This is a genomic window from Streptomyces aureus, from assembly GCF_000725495.1.
GTDB classification, from domain to species: Bacteria; Actinomycetota; Actinomycetes; order Streptomycetales; family Streptomycetaceae; genus Streptomyces; species Streptomyces aureus_B.
In genome coordinates this window covers 36,221-49,131 of record NZ_JNZD01000037.1, presented here as the reverse complement: position 1 = coordinate 49,131, position 12,911 = coordinate 36,221, and the positions used below count along the sequence as shown (strand labels likewise).

Annotated in this window: 10 protein-coding genes and 1 pseudogene; 8 read left to right on the top strand and 3 right to left on the bottom strand. The window is 71.9% G+C overall.

Going from position 1 to position 12,911, the window contains the following annotated elements:
* Positions 1-122 precede the first annotated feature (122 nt).
* Positions 123-2,510, bottom strand: a complete 2,388-nt coding sequence (locus tag IO36_RS33245; protein ID WP_037625446.1) for a SulP family inorganic anion transporter — start codon at positions 2,508-2,510, stop codon at positions 123-125.
* Positions 2,511-2,838: 328 nt separating this feature from the next.
* Between IO36_RS33245 and IO36_RS33240 the strand changes: the two genes are divergently transcribed.
* Complete coding sequence (locus IO36_RS33240; protein WP_037625444.1) at positions 2,839-4,110, top strand: polysaccharide deacetylase family protein; 1,272 nt, start codon at positions 2,839-2,841, stop codon at positions 4,108-4,110.
* Between the two features lie 124 nt (positions 4,111-4,234).
* On the opposite strand, the gene IO36_RS33235 is transcribed toward IO36_RS33240, so the two are convergent.
* Positions 4,235-5,215: an ATP-binding protein gene (locus tag IO36_RS33235; RefSeq protein ID WP_037625442.1), complete on the bottom strand. Its 981-nt coding sequence runs from the start codon at positions 5,213-5,215 to the stop codon at positions 4,235-4,237.
* A 101-nt stretch (positions 5,216-5,316) separates the two neighbouring features.
* On the opposite strand from IO36_RS33235, the gene IO36_RS33230 reads away from it, so the two are divergent.
* A complete protein-coding gene (locus tag IO36_RS33230) occupies positions 5,317-6,141 on the top strand; it encodes a Fic family protein (RefSeq protein WP_037625440.1) in 825 nt (274 codons plus the stop codon).
* 411 nt (positions 6,142-6,552) lie between these two features.
* Here the strand turns inward: IO36_RS33230 and IO36_RS33225 are convergent, their stop codons facing one another.
* Positions 6,553-7,386: an HAD family hydrolase gene (locus tag IO36_RS33225; RefSeq protein WP_037625437.1), complete on the bottom strand. Its 834-nt coding sequence runs from the start codon at positions 7,384-7,386 to the stop codon at positions 6,553-6,555.
* 572 nt (positions 7,387-7,958) lie between these two features.
* On the opposite strand from IO36_RS33225, the gene ssd reads away from it, so the two are divergent.
* The 6 genes and pseudogenes from ssd to IO36_RS33195 form a co-directional block, all read left to right on the top strand.
* Positions 7,959-9,053 (top strand): septum site-determining protein Ssd, encoded by a 1,095-nt coding sequence (ssd, locus tag IO36_RS33220; RefSeq protein WP_037625435.1) that lies wholly within the window; start codon positions 7,959-7,961, stop codon positions 9,051-9,053.
* Positions 9,050-10,444 carry a TadA family conjugal transfer-associated ATPase gene (locus tag IO36_RS33215; protein ID WP_078943601.1) on the top strand — a complete coding sequence of 465 codons (1,395 nt, stop codon included), beginning with the start codon at positions 9,050-9,052 and terminating at the stop codon, positions 10,442-10,444. Before ssd ends, IO36_RS33215 begins: the two co-directional genes overlap by 4 nt.
* An 11-nt stretch (positions 10,445-10,455) precedes the next feature.
* Positions 10,456-11,313, top strand: coding sequence for a type II secretion system F family protein (locus IO36_RS33210; RefSeq protein WP_245173577.1), 858 nt, complete (start codon positions 10,456-10,458; stop codon positions 11,311-11,313).
* Positions 11,310-12,092 (top strand): type II secretion system F family protein, encoded by a 783-nt coding sequence (locus IO36_RS33205; RefSeq protein ID WP_037625433.1) that lies wholly within the window; start codon positions 11,310-11,312, stop codon positions 12,090-12,092. The genes IO36_RS33210 and IO36_RS33205 overlap by 4 nt, the downstream gene beginning before the upstream one ends.
* A gap of 214 nt (positions 12,093-12,306) precedes the next feature.
* Entirely contained in the window at positions 12,307-12,444 is a 138-nt protein-coding gene (locus IO36_RS33200; protein ID WP_382783924.1) for a DUF4244 domain-containing protein, read from the top strand.
* A pseudogene (locus tag IO36_RS33195) lies at positions 12,431-12,832 on the top strand (TadE family type IV pilus minor pilin); the annotation flags it as partial. The gene IO36_RS33200 and the pseudogene IO36_RS33195, both read left to right, overlap by 14 nt.
* Positions 12,833-12,911 lie beyond the last annotated feature (79 nt).

The following is a 12,911-nucleotide window of genomic DNA, read 5'->3' as shown; positions in this document are numbered from 1 at the left end:
CGTCGACACCCCGCCCCGTGACCGGTGTGTCGACGCCCCGCCCCAGCCCGGTGCCGGTGCACCGGCACCGGGCCTTGCGTGGTGCGCGGCCCCGTCGGCCAGGGCCGCGCACCACCGTTCGATCACACGGGATGCGGCATCTCCTCCGCCGTCACCACATGGTCGAACGCGCCTACGTGAGCGAACAGTTCGGCTCCGTCGGCCTCGGTCAGCAGATACGCCTGGGCCTCCCCGACGTGGAAGTACATCCCCTGCAGTTCGAGCACGCCCGCCTTCAGTGCGCGCGCGACGGACTCATGGGCCCGCAGGTGCTCCAGCTGCTGCACCACATTGGTCAGGCAGAGCTGCTCCACCGAGTCGGCGGGAGCCCGGCCGACGATCCGTGCCCGGGTTCCTCCGTCGGCGGCCATCCGGTCAAGGCTCGGCCGCCCGTGCCGCAGCCACCGCTTGAGCGGCGTGAGGGCGCCCTTGGGCTCCGACGCCAGCAGGGCCTGCATGGCGCCGCATCCGGAGTGCCCGCACACCGTGATGGACCGCACGTTCAGTACGTCCACCGCGTACTCGATGGCGGCGGCCACAGAGTCGTCCCCACTCTCCTTGCCGGGCAGCGGCACGAGATTGCCGACGTTCCGCACGACGAAGAGGTCGCCCGGACCACTGGATGTGATCATCGAGGTGACGAGCCGGGAGTCCGCACAGGTCAGGAACAGCTGGGACGGCTGTTGCCCTTCCCGGGCCAGCCGGGCCAGCTCGTCGCGCACGAGGGGTGCGGTGTTGCGCTGGAACGCGCTGATTCCGCGGGCCAGTTGGTGTCCGCTCGGTCTGGCTTCGCCGGTCTCCTCCTCCTGTCGGTCCGAGGGTGTCATCGAGAGAGTGGACTCCGGTTCCGTGGCGGTGTCGCACTGGTGGTTCCGCCAGGGTGTCCACGGCCGGCAGCGGCAGTGTCCGGAGCTCACGGGTTCGGCGATCCGCGTCCCGGTCCGTCCGCCGAGGTCGACCGTGCCGCCCTGGGCGACGTGGGTGGTCTGCCAGTCCTGCAGTGCCTCGTACGCGGCGTGGTCCATGAACGAGCCGTCCAGTCTCACGACGACGTCCGCCCCGCGGGGGACGAGGTGCAGGGTGCGGCTGAGCCGGGGCACGGCGAGGAACGTCAACTGGCCTCGTACGTGGACGTGATGGACTCCTTCCTTCTCGTCGTGGGTGATGCGGGTGCGGCCGAGACGGTGCAGGGCGACGCCGACGGCCACGGCGACGCCGAGGGCCACACCCTCGAGAACTCCGAGGAACACGACGCCGAGCGTGGTGACGACGTACACCAGAACCTCACGGTGGCGGGTGACCGTGCGGATGTGGAGCAGGGAGACCATCTGGATGCCGACGGCCATCACCAGGGCGGCGAGCGACGCGAGGGGGATCAGCTCGAGGATCGGGACCATCAGCAGCGCGGCAATCACTACGAAAACGCCGTGCAGGATCGTGGAGTTCCGGCTGACGGCTCCCGCTTGCACATTCGCGGAACTTCGCACGGCGACCCCGGCGACGGGCAGGCCGCCGAGTGCGCCGGAGACGACATTGGCGGCGCCCTGCCCGAGCAGCTCACGATCGAGGCGGGAACGGCCCACGCGGCCCTGGAGCTCCGGGCGGCCGCTCACGAGCTTGTCCACGGCGACGGCGCCGAGCAGCGACTGCACGCTGCACACCAGCGTCACGGTCAGGACGGCGGCGACGACCCCGAGCACCGGGCCCTCTGGCAGCCCCGCGAGCGCGTGGCTTCTCCAGGAGGGCAGCTCGACCCGGGGGAGCTTCAGCCCGGCGAGGGTGGCGGTCAGGGTGGCTCCGGCGACGGCGATCAGCGCGGCGGGAACCTTGCGCAGCAGCTGCCCGGTCCGCCCCGGAAGGCGCGGCCAAGCGAACAGCAGCACCAGGGTCAGCACGCTCATCGACACGGCCGCGGAGTGCATGGCGGCCACCTGGTCCGGCAGTGCGATCAGGTTGTCGAGGACGGAGCTCTCCGGCACGCCCCCCAGCACGATGTGCAGCTGGGCGACGGCGATGGTCACCCCGATGCCGGCGAGCATGCCGTGCACGATGGCGGGGCTGACGGCCAGGGCCGTACGGGCCACACGCAGGCAGCCGAGGCCCATTTGGGCGACGCCCGCGAGCACGGTGATGGCGCAGGTGGCGCGCCAGCCGTAGCGCTGGATGAGCTCGGCCGTGACGAGGGTGAGCCCGGCGGCGGGGCCGCTCACCTGGAGCGGTGAGCCGCCGAGCCGTCCCACGATCAGTCCGCCGGCGGCGGCGGCGACCAGGCCGGCCTGGAGCGGCGCGCCGGTGGCGAGGGCGATGCCCAGGGACAGGGGTAGGGCGATCAGGAAGACCGCGATGGAGGCGGACAGGTCGGCGCCCGCGACGCGGAAGCGGCGGGGCGGGGTCGGCGGGGGGCTGTGGGGCTGGTGGCTCTGTGCGGGCCGAGTGGGGTCGGCGGCGCGGGTGGGGACGCAGGCAGACATGGTTCCCGTCTCCTCCGGGGCAGCGCGGTCGCGGAACAGGTGATCCCCCGTCGGTGGTGGCGGGGGGCGGGTCGCGGCCGTGGGTCACGGCGTGCAGCGGCGGGATTCTTCAACGCTCGGTAAATGGATCGTAATGCAGAGTAAAGGGTTGATGTCGAAAATAGGAGCAAATGGGGCATCAATTCATCCCTTGGGGTGGCTTGGGCATTTGATCGGCTTGTCGTACTTATTTCTTTTCGGTCCCGTGAAACCTTGACGGCGCCGCCGGCCCACAGCCGCGCCAGCGCCCCCGCCGGCGCTGCCCGACCGAGGAGAAGGAGGGCGGAACATGGCCGCCACCCAGAGGATCGCCACGGGCGCGGCACTCGCCGCTGCCTGCGCCACGGCGCTCGCCGGTTGCACGGGCGGCACCATGGGACCGCGGGAGGGCGCGCAGGGCACGAAGAAGGCGGCGCCGCACCCGGCGCCCCGGGCTGCGGTCCGCCTGATCGGCGACGGTTCCACCTCGTACACCGGGGCGCAGCCGCATCTGCCGCGGCCCGAACGGCTGAAGCAGGGCCGGCGGCCGCCTCAGTTCGTGGTCTTCTCCTGGGACGGCGCCGGCGAGGACGGCCAGAAGCTCTTCTCCCACTTCCGCCGCCTCGCCAAGGCCAACAGGGCGACGATGACGTACTTCCTGAGCGGCGTTTACATGCTGCCGGAGGACAAGCGGGACCTGTACCGGCCTCCGCAGCACTCGCCCGGCAGCTCGGAGATCGGCTTCAACGACGAGCGGGGCATCAAGGACACCGTCGAGCAGCTGCGCGGAGCGTGGCTGGAGGGCAACGAGATCGGCACGCACTTCAACGGGCACTTCTGCGGCGCGGAGGCCGGGGTCGGCCAGTGGTCGGTCGCGGACTGGAAGAGCGAGATCGCCCAAGCGAAGTCGTTCGTGAAGTCTTGGCGGACCAACGCGGGCCTGAAGGGCGAGGCGTCGCTGCCCTTCGACTACGACAAGGAGCTCATCGGTGCCCGAACCCCCTGTCTGGAGGGCCGGGAGAACTTCATGAAGGCGGCGCGCGAGCTGGGCTTCCGCTACGACACGAGCGGTGTCGGCGACCAGGTCTGGCCGAAGCGGAAGGAGGGGCTGTGGGACCTGTCGATGCAGCTCGTGCCCTTCCCCGGACACTCCTACGAGCAGCTCACCATGGACTACAACTTCATGGTCAACCAGTCGGGCACGAAGACCCAGGGCGACCCGGCCAAGCAGGCGCTCTGGGGCGACCAGATGCGCGACGGACTGCTGAAGGGCTTCGACCGCGCCTACGACGGCAACCGGGCGCCCCTGATCATCGGCAACCACTTCGAGTCCTGGAACGGCGGTGCCTACATGCGTGCCGTCGACGAGGTCGTCGAACGCGTCTGCACCAAGCCCGAGGTGCGCTGCGTCTCCTTCCGGCAGCTGGCCGACTGGCTCGACGCCCAGGACCCGGCCATCCTCGGCAAGCTCCGCGGCCTCCAGGTCGGAGAGGCGCCGAAGCAGGGATGGGCGGCCTTCCTGGCCCGGCGTCCGGCTCCGGCCCCGAAGGGGGTTCCCGGGGCGCCGGCCGTCAAGCCGTAGCGGAGCCCCGGGTCGTCCCGTCCCTCAAGCCCTGGTGACGCTAGGGGCTTGTTTGTCTCTCAAGCTCTGGTGATGCATCGGTCCGGCCGGTGCTCAGCGGGGAACGTGCGCTCTGGCCGGGCGGTCACGCGGTGGCCAGGGGGCTCTCGCCGAGCACGAAACCGGGGTCGACCTGCTCCGTGAGGTCCGCTCCGGTCCTGGCATTGCCCCAGCCGGCGGCGTTCTTCAGGTGGAACTGCACCATCTGGCGTGTGTACCGCTCCCAGTCGCGTGTCTCGTAGGTGGCGTCGGCGGCGGTCCGCAGGGCCTGCAGCGAGCGCCGGTTGGCTTCCTCCAGGACCTCGAACCGAGGCGGGCGGCCCTTCTCCATGGCGCGCACCCAGTCCGAGTGCCCGACCGTGACCAGGAGGTCTTCGCCGACCTCCGCTCGCAGGAAGTCGACGTCGTCCTCGTTCTGCACCTTGTTGCCGACGACCTTCAGGGTGACGCCGAAGTCGCGGGCGTACTCCTTGTACTGGCGGTAGACGGAGACTCCCTTCCGGGTCGGCTCGGCGACGAGGAACGTGATGTCGAAGCGGGTGAACAGGCCGGACGCGAAGGAGTCGGAGCCCGCCGTCATGTCGACGACGACGTACTCGCCCGGGCCGTCGACGAGGTGGTTCAGGCAGAGCTCCACCGCGCCGGTCTTGGAGTGGTAGCAGGCCACCCCCACATCGGCCTCGGTGAACGGGCCGGTGACCATCAAACGGACGACGCCGCCGTCGAGTTCCACCGGCCGGGCGCATGCGTCGTACACCGGATTGGTCTCGCCGACCCGCAGCAGCCGGGAGCCCGTCCCGGGCGGGGTCGTCTTGATCATCGTCTCGGCGGACGCGATGCGGGGGTTGGAGCCGCGCAGATAGTCCTTGATGAGCGGCAGCCGCTCTCCCATGGCGGGGAGCGCCGCGGCCTCCGTCTCTTCGAGCCCGAGCGCGGCCCCCAGATGCTGGTTGATGTCGGCGTCCACGGCGACGACAGGTGCCCCCGAGGCGGCGAGGTGGCGGATGAAGAGCGACGACAGCGTGGTCTTGCCGCTGCCGCCCTTCCCGACGAAAGCAATTTTCATGTTCACCAAGAGTAGTGCGACCGTCGCTCCTGGTGCTCGCACTGCGTGAAGAAGACCACTCCTTCGTGGGGTGCGGGCCCGGGGTGCGTAATGTCGTACTCATGAGTACGACAGGTGCGTCCGCCGATCCGCTCGCGGCCCTCGGGTCACTTCCCGGGGTGGCCGATTCCGTGGAGTCCGTGCGCAAGGCCGTGGACCGGGTCTACGGACACCGGATCATGCGCCGCCGCAGCAACGCGATCACGTCGGAGGCCGCGCTGCGCGGGGCCCGTGGTTCCGCGGCGCTGTCCGGTGCCGACTGGGCCCTCGAGGAGGTGCGCCGGCGTACCGACTTCGGCGTGGAGGAGGAGGACCGTACGGTCGGCGCCGCGCTGCGGCTGACCGCCGAAGCGGGCCAGCTCCTGTCCATCTGGCGCCAGTCGCCCCTGCGTGTCCTGGCCCGGCTCCACCTGGTGGCCGCGGCCGACCGGGGTGACGCGGTGGGCCGGCCGAGGCAGGCCGGGGAGACGGCGGACGAGCCCCTGGTGGAGCTGCCGCTGCCGGACGCGGACGAGGTCGCGGGCCGTCTGGAAGGGCTGTCCCAGCTGATCATCGCCGGTGGTTCCGCCCCTGCGCTGGTCACGGCGGCCGTCGTCCACGGCGAACTGATCGCCCTGCGCCCCTTCGCCTCGTACAACGGACTGGTCGCGCGCGCGGCCGAGCGCATCGTCCTGATCGGCAGCGGTCTCGACCCGAAGTCCATCTGTCCGGCGGAGGTCGGCCACGCGGAACTGGGCCGTGCGGCCTATCTCGCGGCGCTGGACGGCTACGTGTCCGGAACCCCGGACGGCATGGCTGCCTGGATCGCGCACTGCGGCCGGGCCGTCGAGCTGGGCGCCAGGGAGTCCGCCGCGGTCTGTGAGGCGCTGCAGCGCGGCGCCGCGTAAGCGACGGTCAAAGGCCCGTACAAGGGTTGCGGCGGTACGAGGACTCGTACCGCCGCTGGCATGTTCACCGGGGTACCAAGCGTCCTCGAAATATGCCCATCAGGCCGGGAACTTTTGCCCGTCACCTGGTGCGGCTGGCCCGTAATCGACGGGTCGACGTCGCGTGGGTGCTCGATGTCCATGCTCGGTCCGTGGGGCCTAAATGCGTTTGAAGGTGATCCTCGCGGATGTCCTTGGTCTCGCGGGCCGTTAAACCCTTTGTACTCCAGGTCCCGGGCAAGCGAAACCCCTGACCCCACTTCTTTACTTTTAGGTTCAAAAGGGTGATATATGGACTTCTTCAGAGTCGCCCCGCCGGCGAACGGGCCGGCGGCGTCGTGATCGTCGCCTCGACGCCCCGCCCGTGATCGCTCACACCGCCGTCGCGCGGCGCCGGCTGGCGTACCAGACGAGACCCGCCGTGGCCGCCGCGGCGCCCACCGCCGCCGCGACGACGAGGGCGGGCCGGGGAGGCACGGACAGGGCGGGCAGCCGCTGCTTCAGCCGGACCGGGCGGTGGAAGTCCAGAATCGGCCACGAGCGGGCGACGGCCTCGCGGCGCAGCGTGCGATCCGGGTTCACCGCGTGCGGGTGCCCGACGGACTCCAGCATCGGCAGGTCGGTCGCGGAGTCGCTGTAGGCGTAGCAGCGGGGCAGGTCGTACCCCTCGGACGCCGCCAGCTCCTTGATCGCTTCGGCCTTGGTCGGCCCGTAGGCGTAGTACTCCACTTCGCCGGTGAAGCAGCCGTCCTCGCCGACGACCATGCGCGTGGCCACGACCCGGTCGGCGCCGAGCAGCTCGCCGATCGGCTCGACGACCTCGGCACCAGACGTGGACACGATCACGACGTCCCGGCCGGCCTTGTGGTGCTGCTCGATGAGCGAGGCCGCCTCGTCGTAGATGATCGGGTCGATGAGGTCGTGCAGCGTCTCGGCGACGATCTCCTTGACCTGCTGGACGTTCCAGCCGCGGCACATCGCCGACAGGTACTTGCGCATCCGCTCCATCTGGTCGTGGTCGGCGCCGCCCGCCAGGAACACGAACTGGATGTATGCGGTGCGCAAGGCCGCCCTGCGGCTGATCAGTCCGCCTTGGTAGAACGACTTGCTGAAGGTGAGCGTGCTCGACTTCGCAATGACCGTCTTGTCCAGGTCGAAGAAGGCCGCTGTACGAGGCAAGGAGTGGTTTTCCACGAGGTCGAGCATAGGGCCCACCATTCGGCGTAAGGTGAGGCGCGTGGGTTTGCCTGAGAGGGCTCTCGGGTACACCATGGAAGTCACGGATCGTTCGCGACCGTGCTAACCCGGCCCGACTCCTCCCCCCCCGAGTCGGCCGTGGGGACGACCCCCGCTCTCCCCCCCGGCGGGGGTCGTCGCATGTCCGGACGGGTTTTCCCCTCCTCTGCGCGACCCTGTCGCCTCCCCTGCACCGATGGTTCCGCACCTTTCGTGTGCTCATGATCCATCACTGTGCGTAGCCGTCGGGATGCTCTGCGGAAGTCGTTGAGCGTTCACCGTTAGGCGTGAAGGCGATATTCACAGCCGTCGAGTTGTCCACAGTTTTCGACCAAGATCCACACGATTTCCGGGATCGCTGCACCGTGAATCCCACGCGCTCCGTTCGCGGCCAGTTCATGGCCGGGTTCCGTTTACCGGACGCGTTCGGCCGGTTCGTATCGGCCGTTCATATGGAGGCCGCTTGACGGCTCTTCACACGAGCGGGAATCGCGGGGTCCTGGAGGGCCCCGCGCAGGAAGCAGCGAAGGGGGCTGGAGAACGTGGCGGGAACCATCATCCATGACCGGCCGCCCACCGCCGACGGGCGGCAGGGCGGACCGTTGATCGTCACCGAGGACGTCGACCTCCTCGACGACCTGCTGCGCCTGTGCGCGGCGGCGGGCGCCCGGCCCGAGGTCCATCACGGGATTCCGGAACACAGGGGCGGCTGGGAGGCGGCACCGCTAGTCCTGGTCGGGGACGACGCGGTTCCGCGCGTGCGGGGCGCCGCGCGGAGAAGGGGAGTGGTCCTGGTCGGCAGGGACCAGGACGACCCCGGGGTCTGGCGGCGTGCCGTCGAGATCGGCGCGGACCATGTTCTGGTGCTGCCGGACGGCGAGCAGTGGCTCGTCGACCGCATCGCCGACGTGGCCGAGGGAGTCGGCCGGCCCGCTCTGACCGTCGGCGTGCTCGGCGGCCGTGGCGGGGCCGGGGCGTCCACGCTGGCCTGCGCGCTCGCCGTCACCTCGGCGCGTGAGGGCAAGCGCACCCTGCTCGTGGACGCGGACCCGCTCGGAGGCGGACTCGACGTACTCCTGGGCGGGGAGGCGGCCGAGGGGCTGCGCTGGCCGGCGTTCGCGGCGTCCCGCGGCAGGGTCGGCGGCGGCGCGCTGGAGGAGTCCCTGCCCCGGCTGCACTCCCTGCGGGTCCTCAGCTGGGACCGGAGTGACGCCGTCACCGTTCCCCCGCAGGCCGTGCGCGCGGTGCTGGCCGCCGCCCGGCGGCGCGGCGGCGTCGTGGTCGTCGACCTGCCCCGCCGCATCGACGAAGGCGTCGTCGAGATCCTCGCCCAACTCGACATGGGGCTGCTGGTGGTCCCCGCAGACCTGCGCTCCGTCGCGGCGGCGGGACGGGTGGCGTCCGCGGCCGGCATGGTCCTGCGCGATCTGCGGATCGTGGTCCGCGGACCCTGCGCACCGGGTCTAGGCGACCGCGATGTCGCCCGTCTGCTCGACCTGCCCTTGGTGGGTGAACTGCCTTCGGAATCCTTCCCGTTGGAGGGCGGTCCGCCGCCGGGGAGCGCGGCGAAGGGGCCCCTGGCCCGTTTCTGTTCGGCTTTCTGGGAGCGGGTGCCGGTCGAGGGAGCGGGCGTATGAACGGGAGTCTCGTGTCCGCGGGCGCGGGGGCGTCGGAGGGGTCCGGGGGCGGGCCGGACGGTGGCGTGGGGCTGCTCGACGGCGTGCGGCAGTGGCTGGCCGAGAGCGGGGCCGAACCGACCCCCGCCCACGTGGCACAGGCGCTGCGCGCGCAGGGGAGGGTGCTCGGAGACGCCGAAGTCCTCGGCGCGGCGGAGCGGTTGAGGTCCGAACTGGTCGGCAGCGGCCCGCTGGAACCACTGCTCGCCGACCCGTCCGTCACCGACGTGCTCGTGTCCGCCCCTGACCGGGTCTGGGTGGACCGCGGCCGCGGCCTGGAGCTGACGTCCGTCTCCTTCCCGGACGCGGCGGCCGTGCGGCGTCTGGCCCAGCGCCTCGCGGCCGTGGCCGGCCGACGGCTCGACGACGCCCGTCCCTGGGTGGATGCCCGGCTGCCGGACGGAACACGTCTGCACGCCGTGCTCCCACCGGTCGCCGTCGGATCGACCTGCCTGTCCCTGCGGGTCGTACGGCCGCGCGCCTTCACCCTCGACGAACTGGTGGCGGCGGGAACCGTCCCGCCCGGCGGGGACCAGGTGCTCGGAGCACTCGTGGACGCCCGGCTGTCCTTCCTCATCAGCGGAGGCACGGGCTCGGGGAAGACGACCCTGCTGAGCGCGCTGCTGGGGCTGGTGGGCCCGGGAGAGCGGATCGTGCTCGCCGAGGACTCGGCCGAGCTGCGGCCCGATCATCCGCACGTGGTGCGCCTGGAAGGGCGTCCCGCCAATCAGGAGGGCGTCGGCCTCGTCTCGCTCCAGGATCTCGTCCGGCAGGCCCTGCGCATGAGACCGGACCGGCTGGTCGTCGGCGAGGTGCGCGGTCCCGAGGTCGTCTCGCTGCTCGCCGCCCTGAACACGGGACACGAGGGCGGCTCGGGGACGCTCCACGCCAACGCGGCGGCGCAGGTCCCGGCCCGCCTGGAGGCCCTGGGCACCGCGGCCGGACTCGACAGGGCCGCGCTGCACAGCCAGTTGGCGGCGGCCCTCTCCGTGGTTCTGCACCTCGTGCGGGATCCGGCGGGACGGCGCCGCATCGCCGAGGTGCATGTGCTGGAACGCGATCCGTCGGGGCTGGTGGTGACGGTGCCCGCGCTGCGGTGGGGCGAGGACGCGTTCGTCCGTGAGCGGGGATGGGAGCGGCTGAGCGACCTGCTCCGGGCGGGAAGCCGGGGATGGCGGGGCCCGGTATGCGGAGACGGGCGAGGTCGTGGTCAGGGCCGGCACGAGTCGACCGGTCTCGGGAGAGGGGGAAGTCCGTGCGGACAGGCGCAGCGCGAGGAGCCCTTCGCGTGTGGTGCCGACCGAGGTGCTGATCAGACCCGGACGCCGGGATGCGAGAGGGGACGGGGATGAGGATCGGCGAGATGGCGGACGCACCGGCGGGAGCGGCCGTTGCGTGTGCGGGGATCGCGGCCTGGTTGATCGGCGGTCACAACTCCGGCGCGCGCAGGGCGAGGGTGCTCCTCGCCGGTGGAGGGGCGGCGACCGGACCGCCCCGATGGGAGCGGGTTCGCGTCGACTGGCCAGGACTGCGCGCGCGGCTTGGACCCGAAGCCTGGTCACTGGTGGCCGGCGGGGTGATCGCGGTGCTGGGCGCCTCGCTCGTGCCCCTCTTCCTCGGCGCCGCTGGCATGCCCCTGCTACGCCGGGTGCGGCGGGCGGGGGAGGCTCGGCGCGAGCGGGAGCGACGGGGCCACGCGGTGATCGCCCTGTGCGGCGCGCTCGCCGGGGAGGTGAGGGCCGGCCGCCAGCCCGGCGAGGCGTTGCTCGCGGCCGCACGCGATGCCGGAGGACTCGCCGAGGCGCAGCCGTTGGTCCTGGCCGCGGCGAGATTCGGCGGGGATGTCCCGGCTGCCCTCACCGAGGCGGCGGGGCAGCCCGGCGCCGAGGGGCTGGTGGGTCTCGCCGCCTGCTGGCGCGTGGCCGTGGACCGGGGAGCGGGATTGGCGGCCGGACTCGACCGGCTGGAGGCCGCTCTGAGAGCCGAACGCGATCAACGAGCGGACATGCGAGCTCAGTTGGCGGGATCGCGTTCGACGGCATCGATGCTCGCGGGCCTGCCCGTCCTCGGCCTCCTGCTCGGCACCGCGCTGGGTGCGGACCCCCTGCACGTGCTGCTGCACACAGCTCCCGGACTGGGCTGCCTGGCCGTCGGCGGAGTGCTGGAGAGCGTGGGGCTGTGGTGGGCGCTGCGGATCGTCAGAGGAGCTGAGGCCGCATGAACGCGGAAGTTGTCCACAGGCTGGGGGTATTGGTGTGCGGAGCGCTCCTGATCGGTTCGCCGGCACGCTGGCTCGGGACGGTGCGGCGGGCGAGGAAGGCGCGCAGACGGCTGGCCGAGCTGCTGGTCCCGGCAGCAGCGCCGACACCGCGCCGACCCGAGATGAGGGGCTACGCCCGACGGTGGCTGCCCTTGCTGGGAGTGGTGTGCGCCGGCTGGGTGCTGGTCGGCGGTCTCGTCGGGGTTCTGGTGGGACTGGCGGCGGGTGTCGGCGTCCGGTGGTGGCTCCGGCGACGGAATCCGGTACCCCCGGAGGAGTACGACGTGACGCTCGCCGCCCGCCAACTCCCGCTGGCCGCAGATCTGGTGGCCGCCTGCATCGCGGCGGGCGCGAGCCCGGTGGCGGCCGCCCACGCCGTCGGTGAAGCACTGGGTGGACCGGTGGGCGAGCGGCTGGCGAGAGGCGCGGCAGAGGTACGCCTCGGCGGTGAACCAGTCGATGCCTGGCGGAAGTTGGCGGCCCTGCCGGGAGCCCGGGGGCTCGCGCGCCTGCTGGAGCGGGCGGGTGACTCGGGTGTTCCGGCCGCCTTGCCGGTCGGCCGGCTCGCGGCGGAGGCACGTGCCGAGTGGGGGCGCACCGCCACGGCGCGGGCGCGCAGGGCGGCCGTCATGGTCACCGCGCCGGTGGGGCTGTGCTTCCTGCCCGCCTTCCTCGCGATCGGGGTGCTGCCCGTGGTGATCGGGCTGGCCGGCGGACTGCTGAGAGGAGGTGGTGGGTGACGGGCGGAGGGGGCGGCGAGCCGCGGGCAGCGAATGGGCGAAGTAGCCAACAGGACTGACATACATGGAGGTTGAGATGAGCAGGACGGTGCGTGTTTCCGGGCTGGAGCGAGGACGAGGATGGGGACGGAGCCGGCGGAAGGTGCGCGGGCATCGGTACGCGCGGACGCGGGCCCGGGCCCTCGCGGCGGTCGCGGCGCGGAAGGACGCGGGGATGGTCACGTCCGAGTACGCGGTGGGCGTCATCGCTGCCGTGGCCTTCGCGGCGGCCCTCTACAAGGTGGTGACGAGCGGGCAGGTCGGTGAGGAACTTCAGGGCATCGTGGGGCGGGCCCTCAATGTCCAGATGTGAACACGGGCCGGGAACGGCTCGGTTGGGGGACGGGCCGGTTCCACGGCGGGACGGTGGATTCGTCACCGCGGAGGCCGCCGTGGTGCTGCCCTCCCTGGTGCTCGTCGGCCTGGCGCTGGTCTGGGCCCTGCTCGCCGCGTCCGCGCAGATCCAGTGCGTGGACGCGGCGAGGGCGGGTGCCCGGTCGGCGGCGCGCCAGGACCCGCCGGAAACGGTCCTGGCGACGGCCCGCGGGGCGGCCCCGCCCGGTGCGACGGTCACGGTGGGACGGGAAGGCGACCTGGTCCGGGTGACGGTCGCCGCGAGAACACCAGGGCCTGCCGCGCTGTCGCTGGAGCTGAAGGACGCGGCGGTGGCACTGGCGGAGGAGACGGTCGGGCACGGGACCGAGAGGGGCTCGACGGCGGGAGGCTCGTCGGCAGGGGACGGGACTGAGGGGGACGCGGCGACAGGGCGCACGGCGAGGG

Coding starts and splice junctions, on each gene's coding strand:
- IO36_RS33245 (WP_037625446.1), bottom strand. CDS start 2,510: ATGTCTGCCTGCGTCCCCACCCGCGCCGCCGACCCCACTCGGCCCGCA.
- IO36_RS33240 (WP_037625444.1), top strand. CDS start 2,839: ATGGCCGCCACCCAGAGGATCGCCACGGGCGCGGCACTCGCCGCTGCC.
- IO36_RS33235 (WP_037625442.1), bottom strand. CDS start 5,215: ATGAAAATTGCTTTCGTCGGGAAGGGCGGCAGCGGCAAGACCACGCTG.
- IO36_RS33230 (WP_037625440.1), top strand. CDS start 5,317: ATGAGTACGACAGGTGCGTCCGCCGATCCGCTCGCGGCCCTCGGGTCA.
- IO36_RS33225 (WP_037625437.1), bottom strand. CDS start 7,386: ATGCTCGACCTCGTGGAAAACCACTCCTTGCCTCGTACAGCGGCCTTC.
- IO36_RS33215 (WP_078943601.1), top strand. CDS start 9,050: ATGAACGGGAGTCTCGTGTCCGCGGGCGCGGGGGCGTCGGAGGGGTCC.
- IO36_RS33210 (WP_245173577.1), top strand. CDS start 10,456: ATGGCGGACGCACCGGCGGGAGCGGCCGTTGCGTGTGCGGGGATCGCG.
- IO36_RS33205 (WP_037625433.1), top strand. CDS start 11,310: ATGAACGCGGAAGTTGTCCACAGGCTGGGGGTATTGGTGTGCGGAGCG.
- IO36_RS33200 (WP_382783924.1), top strand. CDS start 12,307: ATGGTCACGTCCGAGTACGCGGTGGGCGTCATCGCTGCCGTGGCCTTC.